Origin of the sequence: Candidatus Babela massiliensis, from assembly GCF_000513475.1 — a bacterium.
Lineage (GTDB): Bacteria > Babelota > Babeliae > Babelales > Babelaceae > Babela > Babela massiliensis.
Genome location: NC_023003.1, coordinates 14,714 through 31,830, shown reverse-complemented (window position 1 = coordinate 31,830; position 17,117 = coordinate 14,714). Strand labels below are relative to the sequence as shown.

Genomic DNA, 17,117 nt, shown 5'->3' with positions numbered 1-17,117 from the left:
TTTATTTATAAATTTTAGGATAATGATTTAAGCTAATATTAGTCTTAATAAAAATTAGGGGGAAATAGATGATGAAAAAAATTTTTAGATTTATTTGGTTTTTAATATTTAATTTTGCTAATACAGTGTTTAGTTACCCTTGCTCTATTAAACATCTTAGATCACCGGATAAAAAATCTATATTTTTAATATCTGATTATCATATCAGTTATGATAAAGTAAAAGAAGTAGATCCAAAAGTAAGATTAACTAAATTTAGAAATTGTAAAATTCTAGGTTGTGAAAAAACTTTTCTTAGATCTTTAACAAAGTTAAATACTATATCAAATAACGAAATAACTCTTTTTTGGGAATCAAGCGAAAATATACATAAATATTTTATAAAAAATTCAATATTTAATACTTTTTTGCAATTTCCATTACTTAAACTATTTGTAAATGGTCTCAATAAAATTAATTTAAATTATGTTGACACATGGCGTGGATTATTTAATTATTACTCTAATTTACCAGATGATTATAAAAGTTTCATAAGATGTATAGAAAAACTTTGTTCAGATATTTTACCTAATCATGAAAAATATATAGAAAATTTAGATAATATAAATATTAAGCATAAATATTACATGTTATGGACTTTAAGAAATTTTCGTAATCGATTAAAAGATTTCTATGATAAGAATATTGAACCAAATAAAAATTCAGAATTTTGTGAATTTATTCTTTTTCCACCCAAAAGCATAGAATATAAAGATTTTTGGAGTGAATTTAATAAGCTTTTTATTATTGACATGGCTGATTATAAAATGCTTCTTGATTTACTATTAACAAACTCAAAAATATCTATCTTATACGCCGGAGCTATGCATTGCCATATGATAGAGAATGTTCTTAGAAAATTAGACTTTGAATTAATTTCAGAAAAGTATAGGGATGAAAATTTAAATAAAACTTTAGTAAATTTTTATAAGATCTTGGAAGGAAATTATGCTTTACTAGACGGAATAGCAACGCAAGATCAAATGAAATATTTCTCTGATATAAAACTAATTGGCCCTAAGCCACTATCATCTTCTGATTTTAAAGTAATTTTTAACAATCTATAAAAATGGGCTTGTTTTTATACAAGCCCATTAAAATTCTATTGATTGCAAACAGAAGCAATCTCTAAAAGACATTTGTCTTTTGTAGTTTTGAAAAGTTCAGTGTATTTAGATATTAGATCAGCATGTTCTGCATATACTTTTTCTAAGTACTCTTCTGTTTTATCTTCTATATCTTGTAATTTAGATTTTAGTGCATCTAATTCTTGAGATTCTTTTTCAGATAGATTTTGCATAAAGTATCTTATATGATTTATTGCTTTATCTAATTCTTCTGATAAAGATCTATCTTTATCTTCTTCTACTTGATCTTGTTCTTGATCTTTAGTGATAGGTTTTTGTGATTGTGGATTATTTGGTCTAGGTCTTGGTTGAGCATTTGGTCTTGATCCACCGCATCCGCATGCATTTTCTAGAGATTCTTCTACCTGAGAATCGTTACCTTCAACTTGGCTTGCTTGAGACATGTTGCTTAATGGTAAAAGTAAGCTAAGTGACATCATTAGTGTTTTACAGTTTAATCTCTTCATTTTAACTCCTTCAATTAAGAGATTGAATTGTTTATTTTCTTGCATTATTGATAGACTATCTAAGAAACTATCAAATTAAAAAAGCAATAACTAATTAAATTAGTCCTAACTTGCCTATAAGTATAAGAAATAGTAGGTATTTGTCAACGTCTTATGTCTCAATCGATATATTTTTCAAATTGTTAAATTTTTAAAAATTAATAAGTATTCATTGTATATTTGAAAATAAAATAGCTGGAGAATTATAAGACAATAATCTCCAGCTTAATCTAATTAATAGTAATTAGATTATATTTTTATCTAAGTAAAACTAATCTACTTAAATTACATTTCTTCGTTTGAAGAAGTTCCTCTTGAATAAGAACCACTTTGGTTTGAACGATCTTCGTTTAACCCTTCTCTAGAAGAGGAACTAGATCCTTGTTTACCATAAGAAGTACCTTGGGAACGATTTTGATTTTCGTTACCTTGATAGTTAGAACCTTGAGCACCTTTTTCAGAAGAACCATTTTGGTTGCTATAGGAACTACCTTGTTTTGAATATTTATCTGAGTTTAAGTTACCGTTATTTGTGTTATTATTGTTAAGATTTTTGTTTTTGTTGTCTGCCATTTTCTTTCCCTTCTTTTTTTTCGTTTTCTAAGGATTTTCCTATCCTTTCTTGTTTTTCTACAGCTTTTTTATCAAGACCTTCTGTTTGTTTTTCAAGAGACCACTCTTTATTCCACTCAGCTCTGTCTTGATTGATATCATTAAGATTATTATTAATTTTTTTATTATCTTTGTTATCCATTTTAATTCCTAAAATTAAAACTTTATATTTTTTTTACTAGTTTCTTTAACTTTTCTTTTATTTTTTCTATAACTTCTGCTATCGTCTTTCTTTCACTTTTGGTTAAATCTAATTTAGAGTCATTTAACTGACGATTTAATTTCTCAATTAAATTATTACCAAAATTTCTAATATCTTTAATCATACTTTCTTTTTGTTGAACATTGCTGTGATTTTGTATTTGAAAAAGTTTTTTTATTTTTTCATTAAACTCTTTATATTCAGGAATACTTGATTCATGAATTTGATTATGCACATATCCTCGCAGTAGATCTGATTGAGAATGACATAGATTTGCATAATTTGCAGTTATAATTAATAATATTAGAATTTTATTTTTCATAATATTTACCTTAGTTTATTATTAAGTTAAATATAAAATAATTAATATCAAAAAGTCAATAATAATTCATTAAAAAAAATAAATATTTTTATTTTACTTTAATTATATCTTCATTAAATTGTATTAATTACTTATAAAATATAAGCCTTTAATTTATATTATTGTAAAAAGTTAATCTGTTTGTCTAGATTTAATTTAAGTATAGATTAGTCTATTCAAGTTTATTTAGAATAAGTTAAAATTATTAACTTTAAGGAGTAATTATGTCAGATAAAAATAGTATAATGCAAGATCATATACAAGCATGTAAAAATTGTGTAGATAAATGTGAAAAGTGTATTGACGAATGCCAAAAGCTTATAGATATGTGTAGTATAAGAAGTTATGAGGATTGTGGAGAGCAAATTGGAAAAACCACAAAAGCCTGTCACGATTCTATAGAAGCATGTCAGAATCATATTGACATTTCTATTAAAGCCCTCGCTTATATGGATAATGAGGAAATTAGAAATAGTATAGAAAAATGTAAAAAATGTATCGATGCCTGTAACCAAGTAATCAATCAGTGTAAAAATCGAACTGTATTATGTATAGATTTAGTTTTACAGTGTATCAAAGCTTGTAATGAATGTGCAGAAGCATGTAAACATTGCTTTAAATAAAAAAATCCCCTATTAGGGGATTTTTTATTGTTTAATAAAATTTATAAATTCTGTATTAAATTTTTCAAGTTCATCGTGCCAGAGGCCATGACCACTTTCTTCAAAAATAACTAACTTTGAAGACTTAATATTTTTATGTAAAGTCTGACCTAATTCAAAAGGACATATCTTGTCATTTTTACCATGAAATATTGCAGTTGGTACATTAACTTTAGACATATCTGATCTTAAATCAAAATCTCGTAAGCTTATCAGCCATTTTATAGTTGCATTAGCATCCATGGACATACACATTTGTTGTATCCAGTCTCTAAATGGCAAACTTACTTCTTTATGAAAAACATTATTTGCAAAATCAGCTACCGCTTTTGGTCGATCATATTTAATATCTTCTACTAACTTATCTACACTAGCTTTATCAAATGAAGGAAAATTAAAATCTTCTCTTTTAGTAAACAACGGAGCGGCTGCTCCTAAAAGTAGAGCTTTAGAAACCTGATAACAACTATATTTTGCCAAATAATGTAAGACCATGGCTCCACCAATTGAAAAACCTACTAATATTATATTTTTAAGCTCAAGATCATCTATTACTTTCTTTATATCATCAGCAAATGTATCATAAGTATATAGCGTATTTTTACTACTTAATGCTTCCCATGGTGCATCTGATTTTCCTGCTCCCCGCATATCTACTGCTATACAACGATATCCTAATTCAAGAAATCGATTAAACTGATATTCATATTGTGTATGATTAAAAGGCCAACCATGTATAAACAAAATGGGTTGACCTTTGCCAATATCTTTTACGTATAGCTCGATATTTGATTGAACTTTAATTTTCATTTATTCTCCTTGTTTTGATAATATTTAAGTAATTCTATGCTAAATACTATTAAAGTATCAAATATTATAAAATTTTTTATTTTAAGCTTTTGAAATATAGTGTTCTGTAGGTTAAAATATAAGTAATATTAAGTAAATACTATTTATAAAGAGTAAGGGTTTAAGGTCTATTATGTTTAAAAATAAATTTTTTATATTTTTATTATGTTTTTATGTATACAATATTAACGCCTTGAATGTTTTAGTACATGGAACTTTATTTCCAGGTTTATCTCATTTAGTCCGTATGTTTGATATTCCTTTAGGAATGAATACCGCACATGCTCTAAATAAATCATACGCTCATGGTCGTATGATTCATTTATTAAGTCAAAATTCTCCAATATTTTCAATAGATTCTTTCTATACTTTTGGCTGGTCTGGGAAATTGAGTTTTAATGCTCGCAAATTAGCAGCGCTTGATTTATATAGAGAATTAAAGTCTTTAAAACTTTCTTTAAAAGATCCTAATGAATCTATTAATTTAATTTGCCATAGCCATGGTGGTAATGTTGCTTTATTATTAACCGAGATTGTTCAAGAATATCAAGATAATGAATTTTTTATCGATAGATTAATTTTATTAGCAACTCCTGTGCAAAAAGCTACTGAGAATTATGTCTCCAATGTTATCTTTAAAAAAGTATATCTTTTTTATTCTGAAGGAGATCTAACACAAGTCCTTGATCCTCAAGGTTTATACTACAGTTCAAAAAATGAAGAAAAACAAATACCTTTATTTTCAAAAAGAGTCTTTAGCCCAACTCCCAATTTAAAACAAGCAAGAGTTTTAGTTGATGATTATGATCCTAAACATATAGATTTCATTTGGAAGGATATATTAATAAAATCACTTGATAAAATGATACAATTACTTGATCGTGAGGATCACAAAATTATCAGTATGATCAACATTTCTGAAGATGGTACTCCTGAATTAATTTTATCATAAGACTTAATAAGTCTTATGATAAAAAATTGATTAAAATTTAGATTATTTACTTGAAAGAGCGGGTAAAGTTGCACTGAAAGATTGTAAGGAATGAATAAGATAGCTATGTTTTTTTTTAGTAATATCTTCTGCTGTGAGACCCTCATTATTTCTTATGGTTCTGTCAATTCCTGCATTGAGCAATAAATTTATTATATACTGATTACCAATATAAGTAGCTAAATGTAGAGCAGTTTCTCCACCAGAGAATATGTGTTTATATTCCTTCTCTATGGTTATATTTTCACCTATTTGCTCATTTATATTAAGATTAGACACTTGTCCCTGATTATAAAGTATAGCTTCTACTACTTCTTTATTATCCTTAAGTATGGCAACATCAAGAGGTCTTAAAGAAAGAATATTATATATATTGACATCTGCTCCATAATTTAAAAGTAAGTTTACTATGTCTTTAGCGTTAACCTTACAGTATCTAGCAGCTATATGTAAAGGGGTTTCATCATTATTATTTTGAACATTTAGGTTTATACACATCCTTTGATTTTGCATACCGCGGACTAAAGTATCTAACATCTCTACATTACAAGTCTTAAGTGCCAAATGTAGAGCTGTATTGCCCGTTTTATCTTTCAAATCTATTTGTGCCCCTTTTTCTATTAATTTATTAATTAATTTAATTTTCTTATCAATCAACTCTTGAGATTGAGATTTTTTTCTTTCAAAAAAAGATTTTACTAATACGTGTAAAGCTGTGTTTTCTTCATTATTTTTTATATTTACATCTATATCATGATGAGAGTTATCTAATAAATGTTGAGCAGAAGTAACAAACTTAATGGTAGTTGCTTTTGCAGCTTCATGTAAAGGAGTATTTCCTTGATTATTTTGTACATTAATATCTGCTGGATAGTAAAGACCTAAACCAAAAAAATTGTACCAGCTTTTAATGTTATAATTAAGGATTAAATCTATTATTTTCACTTGACCTGTCTTAACTGCTATATGTAATGGAGTATCATTATTAGAACACTTATAGTTTATATCAAAAGTTTCTCTGGATTCTAATATCTCCTTTATCTTATCAGCATTCATTGAGGCAAAGGCACATAATTTATCATGTAAAATATCTTGTTCACTCTTTTGCATACAATTACTTAAACTAAAAGTTAGAGTAATAATAGATAAATATATTAATATTTTCATTTTCTTACCTTTTTATTTTTTATAGCCTTAAATGTTATTAGATTATAATTTCTCCTATATTTAAAAAACAATAAATTTTTCTATAAATTTATGAGTTAGTAAGCTACTCATTATTGTAATTAAATAAGATACAATATTAGCAAAAAGTATACGGACTATTTTCTTACTATCTATTAAAAATATTTGAGCTAAAGTATGGTAAACAAATATAACGGTAATTAATATATTAGATACAATTAAAGGTATAGCATCGATATTTTTTATTATAAAAATATTGAGTGTTGAAGGTAAAAAGTTATAAATTATATAATAAATAGGCTTGAGTATATAAATTTCAAATATAGGTATTATTGGATAAAGCAAGAATATAGATCGAAATAATACTAATATTAAAGATATACACATTGAAAATAAATTTTGTTTAAAAAGAAAGTGATTTTTTATTAAAATTTTTATTAAAATGTAATTGCAGATAAAATATGTAAAAATAGATAACATTGATTGAATAATAAGTTGAGACATTATAGTTTAAGTATTTAAAGAGTTTATAATTTTTAAATATTTATAACTTAATTTATATTATTTTGTAAATCAAATATTAAAAATTAATAAATAAGTTATTAATTTTTTAGGGGGAATTTTAATGGAAAATAACTTTTCAAAGGTATTTATGTTTTTATGTTTATTAAATTTTAGTAATCATTTAGCAGATTGCTCCTATGATTTAAATTTAATAAAAGACAAAATCAATATCATTCCATTGGCTGTCTTAGGAACCGGTCCAGCAGGGTTAAGTGCGGGAATTTACGGAGCTCGCTCTGGATTACATACGGTAGTTTTTCATGGTCCTACTCCATTGGGTCAATTAAAAGATGGAATATTAGTTGAGAATTGGCCTTGTGTTAATAAAGATAGTGGTCTTAATATCATGAATAATTTAGAGCACCAAGCAAAGAGCTTTGGAACTTACTTAGTTAATGACACTATAAAAGAAGTAGATTTTTCTACTTGGCCATTTAAATTGCACTCTCAAGAAGATCCAAATCGTTACTACTATGCATTGTCATTAGTTATAGCAACAGGAGCAACCCCGAAAAGATTAGGAGTTAAAAATGAAGATAAATATTGGATTAAAGGAATATTATCTTGTCCTCTTTGTGATGCTCATTTAATTAAAGATCAACATGCAGTAGTGATAGGTGGAGGTGATTCAGCCGTTGAACGTATATTGCAACTTGCTCCTTATGCAAAAGAGATAACTTTGATTTTACGGTCTGAAAAAGTTCGAGCAATACATGATATGTACAAAAAAATCAAAGATTTACCTCATGTTAAGATTTTATTTAATAAAGATATAGAAAGTTTTGAAGGAGATGGTAATAAATTAACAGGTGTTAATATAATAGATACTAAAACTGGTGAAAAATCTATTGTTAAAACAAATTGGGTATTTTTATCAATAGGATTTGATCCTAATTCATCAGTATTTAAAGATCAATTAAATTTAGATCCTGATGGATATATTAATCATGATAGTTTAACACAAGAGACAAATATTAAGGGCATTTATGCGGCAGGTAATGTATGCGATAGAATTTATAAACAAGCAAGCACGGCATCTGGTGATGCGACTAAAGCAGCAGCCAATGCTGTAAAATTTTTATCAGATCTTGATATGAGCCCAGAATTAAAAAAGATAGTTAAACAAAATTCTTATTATCCTGTACAAGAAGATATTCTAAAAATAGAATCAATCGCGTCGCAAAAGCAGTTAGATGAAATTATTAATAAAAGAGAGCCAGTATTAATAGAATTTTATTCTCCCTTATGTTCTTTATGTAAATCTATGAAAAAAACCATTGGAGCAATTGCTTATAAATATAAAGATAAAATGAAGTTTTATAAAGTAGATATCCTTAAAAATAGAGAACTTACTAAGAATTATAATATAGGTGTAGTTCCAGAATTTTTATTTTTTAAAGATGGGAAACTGATTGGTAGTAGAAGCCAAGAATTAAGTAGAGTGCAATTAATTGAATTTATAGAATTATCTCTTAAATCATAGATTTTAAAGTTAGAATCTTGTTATATTAATATTATTATAACTTAAGATAAAAATATTTAAACTGAATTAAAAGGGGAAGTTTATGACCCGTGATGATATAAAAATTTTAAAAAAATATAGGTCTTATCCATCTATAACTATTATAGCACCTACTCATAGAACAATACCTGATAGATTAAAAGATCCTATAAAAGTAAAGGATTTAGTAAATCAAGCTACTAACATGCTACTTAAGGAATTTGATAAAAGAGATGTTAGCACTTTGATTAATTCTCTTAATGAATTAGCAGAGCAAATAGATTTTTCAAAAACTTTAGACGGAATTGCTTTTTTTGTTAATAAGGATATTGCCATTGCTTATGACTTACCTTTCAAAGTTGAAGAAAAAGTATGTATTAATAGACAGTTTGAGATTAGAGAACTTTTAGGAGCTTTAAATAGATCAAAGCTTTATTGGATTTTATCTATAAGTAAAAAACCAGCTCGTCTTTTTAAAGCAACTTTAGGCTATATAGATGAGATTATAGATTCTCAAGAAATGCAAGAAAACATGAAAGGCTTTCCATTTCAGTTAAATTATGATGTAACTAGTGATCGTGAATTACTTGCTGTAGGTACTGGATACAAAGATTCTACTTATTTAACTCAATTTGATAAAGAATTTCTTAGACAACTTGATAATCTCCTTGCACCTTATCTGAGTAATAATGGACCTTTAATTATATTAGGTACAGAAAAGAATCGCGCTTACTTTCAGGAAGTTACTAAGCATAAAAATTTAATAGTAGGTCAAGTAGAAGGAGATTTTTCTAATTCTACAATTGAAGAAATTAAAAATTCAGTTGAAAAAATTATTAAAGAAGATTTAAATAATGAAACTGAAAAAATTCTAAAACTGTTTAACGAAGCTATAGGAGATCTTAAATTCTCGTCAGGTTTAAAAGATACTTGGCATAAAGCTATAGAAGGCAGAATCGATACACTATTAATAGAAGATAATTATAGTGTTCCTGGTTCTATTAATAAAGATAATAATGAGTTTATAGTTTTATATGATCATAATGTACCTTTAGTAGAGACTGATATTGTAGACGATCTAATTGATGAGGTCTTAGCTCGAGATGGAAAAGTTGTTTTTGTCAAAGATGGACAACTTAAAGATCATGATCATGTTGCTAGTATTTTAAGATATTAATTAAACTTAAAAAATAAAGGACTAATAATTAGTCCTTTATTTTTTACTTGTATCTACTATAATTTGCCTCAAAATATTTTTAGCAATAAATTCGTATATCTAAAACGTTAATTTAAGCTACCATCTTTAGATTATAAGAAATACTTTAATCAATATTTTTGGTTTTTGAGTATTGCCTTAGTAATGAAAGAATATCAGAACGGCCATAGTATTTTGCAACGTCAAAGGCATCACGGTATCCATCATTTATTATATCACCATAAGGAGAGACACATTCAACTTTGTATTTAATATATAAATTGATAGGCTCTTTTGCTGTATTACATAAAAGTAGTAATCTAACAATCTCTATTTTCCCTCGACAACAGGCTTCAATTAAAGCCGTCAAGCCATGATCCGCTTGGATATTTAAATCAATAATACCTTTTCCTGTATTACATAAGAGTAATAATCTAACTATATCTGTATGCCCGTGGTGTATTGCTTGTATTAAGGTTGTACTTCCATACTTGTCTTTAATATTTATATTGGCACCCAGAATAATTAATTTGATACATTTTTCTATGTCTATTGGTATTGGATAATGAGCATCTAATATGCTTAATAGTTGACAGTCAAGTTCTTCTTTTGATAAAGATCTATATTCTTTGGTAAATATTTCTTTTAATATAGTTAATTTATTATCAAATATTTTGGTATGTTGCTGAACGGAGACATTAAATAATTTACAAGTTAAACGAAGAGATTTTAATATATTTGGCAATTTTTTATCATCAAACTTTTTGCAAAATTCATAAATATCGTCAATTTTACTTATTTTTCCTAATAATTTATTGAAGATCTTAAATAGTATATCATAAGGTAAAGTATATAGAATACAATCTTTATTCATATCTATATATTCTAAATCATGTTTATTCATAGTAAGTAAATTACTTGTAACTAAATTCAAAATTAATATTGCAAATATATATCTTATTTTATTCATTTGACTCATTTAGATAATTAGACTTGTTTAAGATTTATAATTTTATATTAAAGATAAACTTATTCTAAATTTTGTGCAAATAACTATTTAATAACTATAATTATTTGTTAATAGATCTAGTGATAAATAAGAAAATATTTGATAAATATAAAATAAAAAGACAAAGTTTTTATCAAGATTGAATTACAATTAATAAAAATTGACATTTATTATTCTATATGTATAATTAATATAAATAGCTTTATTAAAAAGGGGTTTATATGAAAAGAATTATAAATACAATAAGTATGATGTTAATTTTATTAGGCTTATATAATAACGTATTTTCTATATCAAATTTAAAAACTATAGATATGAATGAAAAATCTATATTTGATGAATTGCTATCTTATGAAGATAAAAAATTTGTTATTAATGGAGCATTGAATTTGGTAATGTGGGAAAATCAAAATTATATAGCTTAAAATTTTAGAATTTAATTTATCTGATACTTTCATTTAAAGATCCAATGATTATTGGATCTTTTATTTTATTTATTGATCTTTTGAAAGCATTTCTTTGCAACCTAGAACCTAATTTGTTTAGTCCTGCTCATATTATCGATTTAGAAAATCTTTACCAAGCACCACCACCGCCGCCTCCACCGCCACCGCCTGATCGACTTCCACCGCCTAAACCAGTATTAGATCCAGGAGGCCTTGTAGATGCAGGAATATTTGATGAAGTTAATATCGATGAATTTAAAGAGTTACTTAACCCATAAGAAAAGTTCGTTATATTATTTATATTATGAAAATCTAGGGGACCGGCAATCCAATTAGGTTGATAATTTTTTAATTTATCAAATATAGGTGCAAATTGTTTTGACCATTCTTTTTCCACTCCTAAAGCAATTGCATAAGGCAAGTATTTTTCAAATAACTCAGGTGTCCTATCAGGTGGAGTTCCAATTATTTTGAACCTTTCTGATTCGGTTACTGTAAGAAACTGTTTAAATCCTTGAATATCCTCAAATAACTTTTGTCCTTCAGGACTATATGATTTTAAAAGATAGTAAAATATCGATATTATCGCTAGGTAACCAAATATTAAAATTATAGATATTATAGTTATATTAAACCATAAGGAACTGATCACAAATAAGGAGCTTATTAATATAGCAGTGGTTGATGTATCGGTATGATAATCAAAATATTTATTTCCATATAAAGTTTCTAAATATCCATTTAAGTTATTTATAGCACGGGTAATAATAGATCCATTATTAGGTATAAGCTGGATTTCATCATTTTTATTAAACAATATATCAAGTAAAACTTGGTGCTCTTTAATTATATTTTGGGGAAGTTTAGAATTTTTGTAAATAGTATAAGTTTGAGATAATAAGTTTTTTTTATACCCGATTTTAAGTAATCCATGTACGGCCATATTAACTATTTCAGCAGCAAAAGCTTTTGAATCAAATCCAAACTTATCTATATATCTTACTGCCGATGGCAGTAGATCTTTAGGTGGATAAAATAATGGGATTATAGTACCCTTTTTCTTTTTAGATTTAATTTTTATCAAGTTTCTAATATAGTAAGCTAGCAAATTTACTAATCCTACTAATAAAAGTATTAAATAAATATTATCAGACAAAAAACGTTTTAATTTTTCATAAGCTGTAGGCTCTTTTATATAATTCTTAGGCCAACCTACAGCTACAGTTATACCTTGATTAGGTAATAAAATCTTAGTTGTTTCAAAAATTAACTTGCCTTTATTATTTAAATAAGCTTTATAATTCCTTTCCTGTGTATCAAAATAACCTGTAGCAGCCTCAAAAGCTAATTTGTCTTTTGATAAAGAGTTGTTCAAAAGATCTTTCATTAGATTTTCAGGTAATTGTATTTTGACTATTACTTTTTTAATGGGTACCGCCCAACCGGTACCTATAGCATTGAAATATAGTTCATCATGATCTTTAAAAAATCCAAGCTGATTATCTGTCTTATAATTAATAGTATAAATATGTAAGCCGGGGGTTATAAATTTTTCAGCATTACCTATAAATATTTGTTTTCCATTTCTATAGTTTATAACTTTATAAGATTCTTGAGAGTTATCCCTTAATATACAAAGTACATTAAATGATACGTTATAATTATTACCTGCTCTATCGTAATATTTAGTAGGAAATTCACGCCTTATACCATGTCTTTTAATATCTTCTTGAAATACATAAGATATATTCTCTTTGACATCTATAGTTCGATCTTGATTTATTTTTATATTAACTTTAAATAGCTCGATATAATCATTTAGCGCATTAATATTATTAAAAAAGTTTGATAATATTAAAACTTTAATTAAATTACTTATCTTACATTTTGATATATAATTTGCCATAGATTTAAATGTTTTCTTTAAATTTTGATTAATAATTATCATTTTTAAGATATCATAAACTATTTAAATTAATAAAGATTATTACACCTTAAGATATTTTTCTTTAAATTTTTATCCAAATTTTGTTATAATTTAATTCAAATATAAAAAATAAGAATTAAATAATTAAGGAGATCTGAGATGAAAAAGAAAAAAATAAATAAAAATTCAAATACTCCAGAGAATATCTCACAAAAAAACCAAAATATTTTGGATAATGCTCTTCTTTATCAAACTAAAGATTACGATATTGAAGACAATGATGTACAGTACGGTCGTAATCATGATGAACGTGAGTTCGTGCATGAAACAAGGCACAAAAAATCTTAACTTTAAAATTTAACTTTCGGATTTTCTCTTTCTTCAGTGGTAGTTACTTCAAAATAAGGTGCAACTTTAAAACCAGTTAAACTAGCAACGATATTATCAGGAAACTTTCTTACAACTGTATTATAGTTTCTGGCAGTACCATTATAATATCTTCTTGCTAGTTGAAGTTCATTTTCTATTGAACTCAATTCGCCCTGTAGGCTTAAGAAATTTTGATTTGCTTTAAGTTCTGGATAACTTTCAGCAACTGCAAAAAGAGATCTTAAAGCTCGACTTAAGCCTGCTTCTGCATTAATTTTTTCTTCAATATTTCTGGAATTTATTGCAGCTGATCTAAACTTTGCTACATTTTCAAATACCGATTTTTCGTGAGTACTATAACCCTTTACAGTTTCAACTAAGTTAGGTATCAAATCTGATCTTCTTTTAAGTTGTACATCTATACCACTCCATGCTTCATCTAATAAAGCTTTTAAATGCACTAACTTATTGTATTTAAACATTAACCATATTGATGCTAGTGCTAATGCCCCTAATAAATATACTATTATATTCATTTTTTTTACCTTTATTTTAATAATTTGTTTTTTGTTTGCATAATTTGATTTATTATATAATAAAAGCATACTTTTATTCAACAATTGTTAATGTTTTAATTAAATATAATAAAGACAAAATAAAATATAATTTTTAACTTTATAATAAAGTATTTTATTTGTTAAATTCACGATGAAATTCGTAAGAAGCCTACTGCTTGAGTAGTAAGAGGAATGCGGTTATACTTATAAGTATAATAAGATCTAGAAGGTAATTATATACACGAACAAGCAGATATTATTCTACAAAATAATACTTTCTATCTTTTACTTGTAGTTGATACAATAGAACAAAAGCAAATAGAACCCAAAGATTTCATTGGCGTCGATCTAGACATTGTAAATATTGCTGTAGATAGCACAGGCCAAGTTTTTTCTGGAGCAAAAGTTAATGGAATGCGAAAACGATTGGCACGCATTAGAACAAAACTTCAGAAGAAGAACACTAAATCAACAAAGCGGTTACTTTAAAAGCGTTCGAAAAAAGAGAAATTATTTGCTCGAGATGTTAACCACTCTATAGCAAAGAAGCTTGTTGAAAAAGCTAAGGCACTCCAGTGCGGTATCGCCCTTGAAAATCTTAAGGGTATCTGCAAGCGTATGGAGAAAACGGTTAGGAAAGCACAACGTCGTCAACATAGCTCATGGAGTTTTTATCAGCTTAGACAATTTATTCAATACAAAGCAGATCTTGCTGGTATTCCTGTTATGCTGGTAGATCCTAAAAATACTTCCCGAACATGTATCCAGTGCGGATATGTTGCCAAAGAAAACAGATCTTTAAGGGATAATTTCTGTTGTCGTGCATGTGGATACGTTGACCTTGCCGATAAACTCGCTGCGGAAAACATCCGTAGAGACGCTGTCAACTAGCTTAACGTGGTGTATTTGCCAACTACAAGCCCACATACTTTAGTCGTGGGTAGTTGACCAGTTGTACTTTTTAGATCTCAGTTTATACTAAATATATTAGATTTAAAATCAACTTAAATTGTGTAAGGAAAAACATATGAAAATAGGTGTTAAAAATAAAATTGTATTTTTGACTGTTCTATCAAGTATAGTTATAGGCAATATATATACATCAAAAATAAACAGTAGTAATACTAATACTCAAGAGGAAAATAATTCAGATATTATTCAATATCAAGTAGATATAAAAGAAAACCCTGAAATTATTGCCCTTTCTGGTTATAATGCTTTAAAAAATGGTTTAATCATAGTAGATGCTTTACGAGAAAAAACAGATCCTACTTTTGATATTAATAATCAAAAAATCTCTCAAGATTTGTTTGGAAATACTGATAGCCCATGGAAAAAATTTATTATAGATCTGCGTAAGAGTAAATCTCAAAACAATATTTTAGAAGGCTCAAACGAAGAAAAAGATATTTCTGATTCTGGAAATAATTTAATTGGAAGTGAAATAGAAAAACTTTCTAAATTTAATAGTTACAAAAAATTAGATGTTCCAGTTATCGCTATTAACGACATAAAAAAAGACATCGTTTCTATATTAAATTCTATTGATTCTATTATTACTGATAAAAATGTAATTTTAGTTATGAAATTGGATGATCGTTGGATAACTTGTGTAACTGATAAATCAGAATCTGATAAAATTAAATTTTTTATGGTAGATTTACTAAACCTAGATCTGAAGCAGAATGATAATTTATTAAATTTCATTAAATTGGTAAAAGTTGCTATTAAAGAAATAACAGAAGAAAAAAATAATCCAAACGAACTTAACTTTTTTAAAGACAACAAAAATAAAGTTTCTTTTTCTAATAGACCTAGTAACGAAGAGAAGAATGACTATAGATCGCCTTATTTTGATATAGAAACTGATCAATTACCTCCTTTAGAACAATTTTTTGAAGGACGTATTCCTAATAGAGTTGTAAATCTAATAGATTCTTTAAAAGAAACAACCAATAAGAATTTTAGAACTGATACTAAAAAAGGATTAATTCTTTATGGCCCTCCAGGAACCGGTAAAAGTACCATTGCTGAACATATTGCACGTGCTTCAGGACGAGAAGTACTTTTTATCGATGGTGGTAGCTTTAAAACAGAGTATCAAGGCTCAGGTGCTAAAATCGTAACAGAACTTTTTCAAGCAGCAAAAGCAAAGGGTAAACCTGTAGTAATAGTTATTGATGAAATCGATGGGGCAACTAGTAAATTAAGAAAGAACTTCGGTACAAGCGAAGATAATCAAACTATAAAAAAGATTATTTCAGAGTTAAATAAACATTTGCTTGCAAAAGATTCTTCTATCTACTTAATTTGTACAACTAATTATCTTGAAAATATAGAAGGTGCAATATTAAATCGCTTTAGTGCTATTGAAGTAAATGCTCCAAGCTATCAAGCACGTATAAATATACTTTTAAATTACTTAAGGGTTAATAATATTAATTTAGAAAAAGATAATCCAAATAATTATGAAGTTTCTAACAATTTTATTCATTCATTAGCAACTGCTACACGTGATTGGACAGGAAGAGATTTACAAGCTTTAGTCAATAGCGCAGTAAGCGAATATAGAAATCCTAAGCTTTCGCCTGAAAATGATAGTCTATGGCGCTTTATGATGTATAATCAGTATGATTTTAAGGATAGAAAAATAAAATCTTTATTAAATTTACCCATTTTAGGATTAAATTCTTTAACAACATATGCCAAAGGTTATAGTAAGTTGGAAAAGTATCTATATTCCAGTTATTTAATTGAACTACATAAAATGAAAAAAATTAAAGAAGCTGATCAAGAAGGGCCTTTATCAGATAGTTTTTCTAAACAGGTAAAAAATGTAGCAATAGGGGCTGTAGTCGGATATGTTATACAATCTAGTTTTAAAAATATAGAAAAGTATCTCAAAGGTGGAATAATACACGTTTTGTTCGGTGATATGAAAGATATTAAAACTCCTAATCCATAAATTATAAAAAAGAGCTTGTATACAAGCTCTTTTTATTTTTAAAAAACTTG

Annotated in this window: 19 protein-coding genes; 10 read left to right on the top strand and 9 right to left on the bottom strand. The window is 26.8% G+C overall.

The annotated features are described in order from the left end of the window. The first annotated feature begins 68 nt into the window (after positions 1–68). On the top strand, positions 69–1,106 hold the full coding sequence (locus BABL1_RS00175; protein WP_023790929.1) for a hypothetical protein: 1,038 nt from the start codon (positions 69–71) through the stop codon (positions 1,104–1,106). 35 nt (positions 1,107–1,141) lie between these two features. Here the strand turns inward: BABL1_RS00175 and BABL1_RS00170 are convergent, their stop codons facing one another. From BABL1_RS00170 to BABL1_RS00155, 4 genes are all read right to left on the bottom strand, one after another. After that, on the bottom strand, positions 1,142–1,633 hold the full coding sequence (locus tag BABL1_RS00170) for a hypothetical protein (protein WP_023790927.1): 492 nt from the start codon (positions 1,631–1,633) through the stop codon (positions 1,142–1,144). A 324-nt stretch (positions 1,634–1,957) separates the two neighbouring features. Beyond that, positions 1,958–2,245, bottom strand: coding sequence for a hypothetical protein (locus tag BABL1_RS00165; RefSeq protein WP_023790925.1), 288 nt, complete (start codon positions 2,243–2,245; stop codon positions 1,958–1,960). Continuing rightward, positions 2,217–2,426 (bottom strand): hypothetical protein, encoded by a 210-nt coding sequence (locus tag BABL1_RS00160; RefSeq protein WP_023790923.1) that lies wholly within the window; start codon positions 2,424–2,426, stop codon positions 2,217–2,219. The genes BABL1_RS00165 and BABL1_RS00160 overlap by 29 nt, the downstream gene beginning before the upstream one ends. 22 nt (positions 2,427–2,448) lie before the next feature. Next, positions 2,449–2,808: a hypothetical protein gene (locus tag BABL1_RS00155; protein WP_023790921.1), complete on the bottom strand. Its 360-nt coding sequence runs from the start codon at positions 2,806–2,808 to the stop codon at positions 2,449–2,451. 263 nt (positions 2,809–3,071) lie between these two features. Here BABL1_RS00155 and BABL1_RS00150 point away from each other — a divergent pair, with 263 nt between their 5' ends. Next, positions 3,072–3,470 (top strand): hypothetical protein, encoded by a 399-nt coding sequence (locus BABL1_RS00150; protein ID WP_023790919.1) that lies wholly within the window; start codon positions 3,072–3,074, stop codon positions 3,468–3,470. A 24-nt stretch (positions 3,471–3,494) separates the two neighbouring features. On the opposite strand, the gene BABL1_RS00145 is transcribed toward BABL1_RS00150, so the two are convergent. After that, positions 3,495–4,319 (bottom strand): alpha/beta fold hydrolase, encoded by an 825-nt coding sequence (locus BABL1_RS00145; RefSeq protein WP_023790917.1) that lies wholly within the window; start codon positions 4,317–4,319, stop codon positions 3,495–3,497. Positions 4,320–4,491: 172 nt separating this feature from the next. Between BABL1_RS00145 and BABL1_RS00140 the strand changes: the two genes are divergently transcribed. After that, positions 4,492–5,310: a lipase family protein gene (locus BABL1_RS00140; protein ID WP_023790915.1), complete on the top strand. Its 819-nt coding sequence runs from the start codon at positions 4,492–4,494 to the stop codon at positions 5,308–5,310. Between the two features lie 42 nt (positions 5,311–5,352). On the opposite strand, the gene BABL1_RS00135 is transcribed toward BABL1_RS00140, so the two are convergent. Further along, positions 5,353–6,516, bottom strand: a complete 1,164-nt coding sequence (locus tag BABL1_RS00135; protein ID WP_023790913.1) for an ankyrin repeat domain-containing protein — start codon at positions 6,514–6,516, stop codon at positions 5,353–5,355. Between the two features lie 643 nt (positions 6,517–7,159). Between BABL1_RS00135 and BABL1_RS00125 the strand changes: the two genes are divergently transcribed. After that, on the top strand, positions 7,160–8,581 hold the full coding sequence (locus BABL1_RS00125) for an FAD-dependent oxidoreductase (RefSeq protein WP_023790909.1): 1,422 nt from the start codon (positions 7,160–7,162) through the stop codon (positions 8,579–8,581). 82 nt (positions 8,582–8,663) lie between these two features. Next, complete coding sequence (locus BABL1_RS00120) at positions 8,664–9,776, top strand: baeRF3 domain-containing protein (RefSeq protein WP_023790907.1); 1,113 nt, start codon at positions 8,664–8,666, stop codon at positions 9,774–9,776. 145 nt (positions 9,777–9,921) lie between these two features. Here BABL1_RS00120 and BABL1_RS00115 read toward each other — a convergent pair whose 3' ends face one another. Continuing rightward, entirely contained in the window at positions 9,922–10,764 is an 843-nt protein-coding gene (locus tag BABL1_RS00115) for an ankyrin repeat domain-containing protein (RefSeq protein ID WP_023790905.1), read from the bottom strand. Between the two features lie 260 nt (positions 10,765–11,024). On the opposite strand from BABL1_RS00115, the gene BABL1_RS00110 reads away from it, so the two are divergent. After that, positions 11,025–11,228, top strand: a complete 204-nt coding sequence (locus BABL1_RS00110) for a hypothetical protein (RefSeq protein WP_023790903.1) — start codon at positions 11,025–11,027, stop codon at positions 11,226–11,228. Positions 11,229–11,379: 151 nt separating this feature from the next. Here the strand turns inward: BABL1_RS00110 and BABL1_RS00105 are convergent, their stop codons facing one another. After that, complete coding sequence (locus BABL1_RS00105) at positions 11,380–13,197, bottom strand: DUF2207 domain-containing protein (protein ID WP_023790901.1); 1,818 nt, start codon at positions 13,195–13,197, stop codon at positions 11,380–11,382. A gap of 138 nt (positions 13,198–13,335) precedes the next feature. On the opposite strand from BABL1_RS00105, the gene BABL1_RS00100 reads away from it, so the two are divergent. Continuing rightward, entirely contained in the window at positions 13,336–13,524 is a 189-nt protein-coding gene (locus BABL1_RS00100; protein WP_023790899.1) for a hypothetical protein, read from the top strand. Between the two features lie 2 nt (positions 13,525–13,526). Here BABL1_RS00100 and BABL1_RS00095 read toward each other — a convergent pair whose 3' ends face one another. Continuing rightward, a complete protein-coding gene (locus BABL1_RS00095) occupies positions 13,527–14,081 on the bottom strand; it encodes a LemA family protein (RefSeq protein ID WP_171814711.1) in 555 nt (184 codons plus the stop codon). A 430-nt stretch (positions 14,082–14,511) separates the two neighbouring features. Between BABL1_RS00095 and BABL1_RS05565 the strand changes: the two genes are divergently transcribed. From BABL1_RS05565 to BABL1_RS00085, 3 genes are all read left to right on the top strand, one after another. Further along, the gene (locus BABL1_RS05565) at positions 14,512–14,643 is read left to right on the top strand and encodes a hypothetical protein (protein WP_275039637.1); all 132 of its coding nucleotides are present in this window, start codon (positions 14,512–14,514) and stop codon (positions 14,641–14,643) included. Then, positions 14,640–14,993 carry a zinc ribbon domain-containing protein gene (locus BABL1_RS05535; RefSeq protein WP_197536193.1) on the top strand — a complete coding sequence of 118 codons (354 nt, stop codon included), beginning with the start codon at positions 14,640–14,642 and terminating at the stop codon, positions 14,991–14,993. Before BABL1_RS05565 ends, BABL1_RS05535 begins: the two co-directional genes overlap by 4 nt. Positions 14,994–15,129: 136 nt before the next feature. Beyond that, positions 15,130–17,067, top strand: a complete 1,938-nt coding sequence (locus tag BABL1_RS00085) for an AAA family ATPase (protein ID WP_023790892.1) — start codon at positions 15,130–15,132, stop codon at positions 17,065–17,067. Positions 17,068–17,117: the final 50 nt, after the last annotated feature.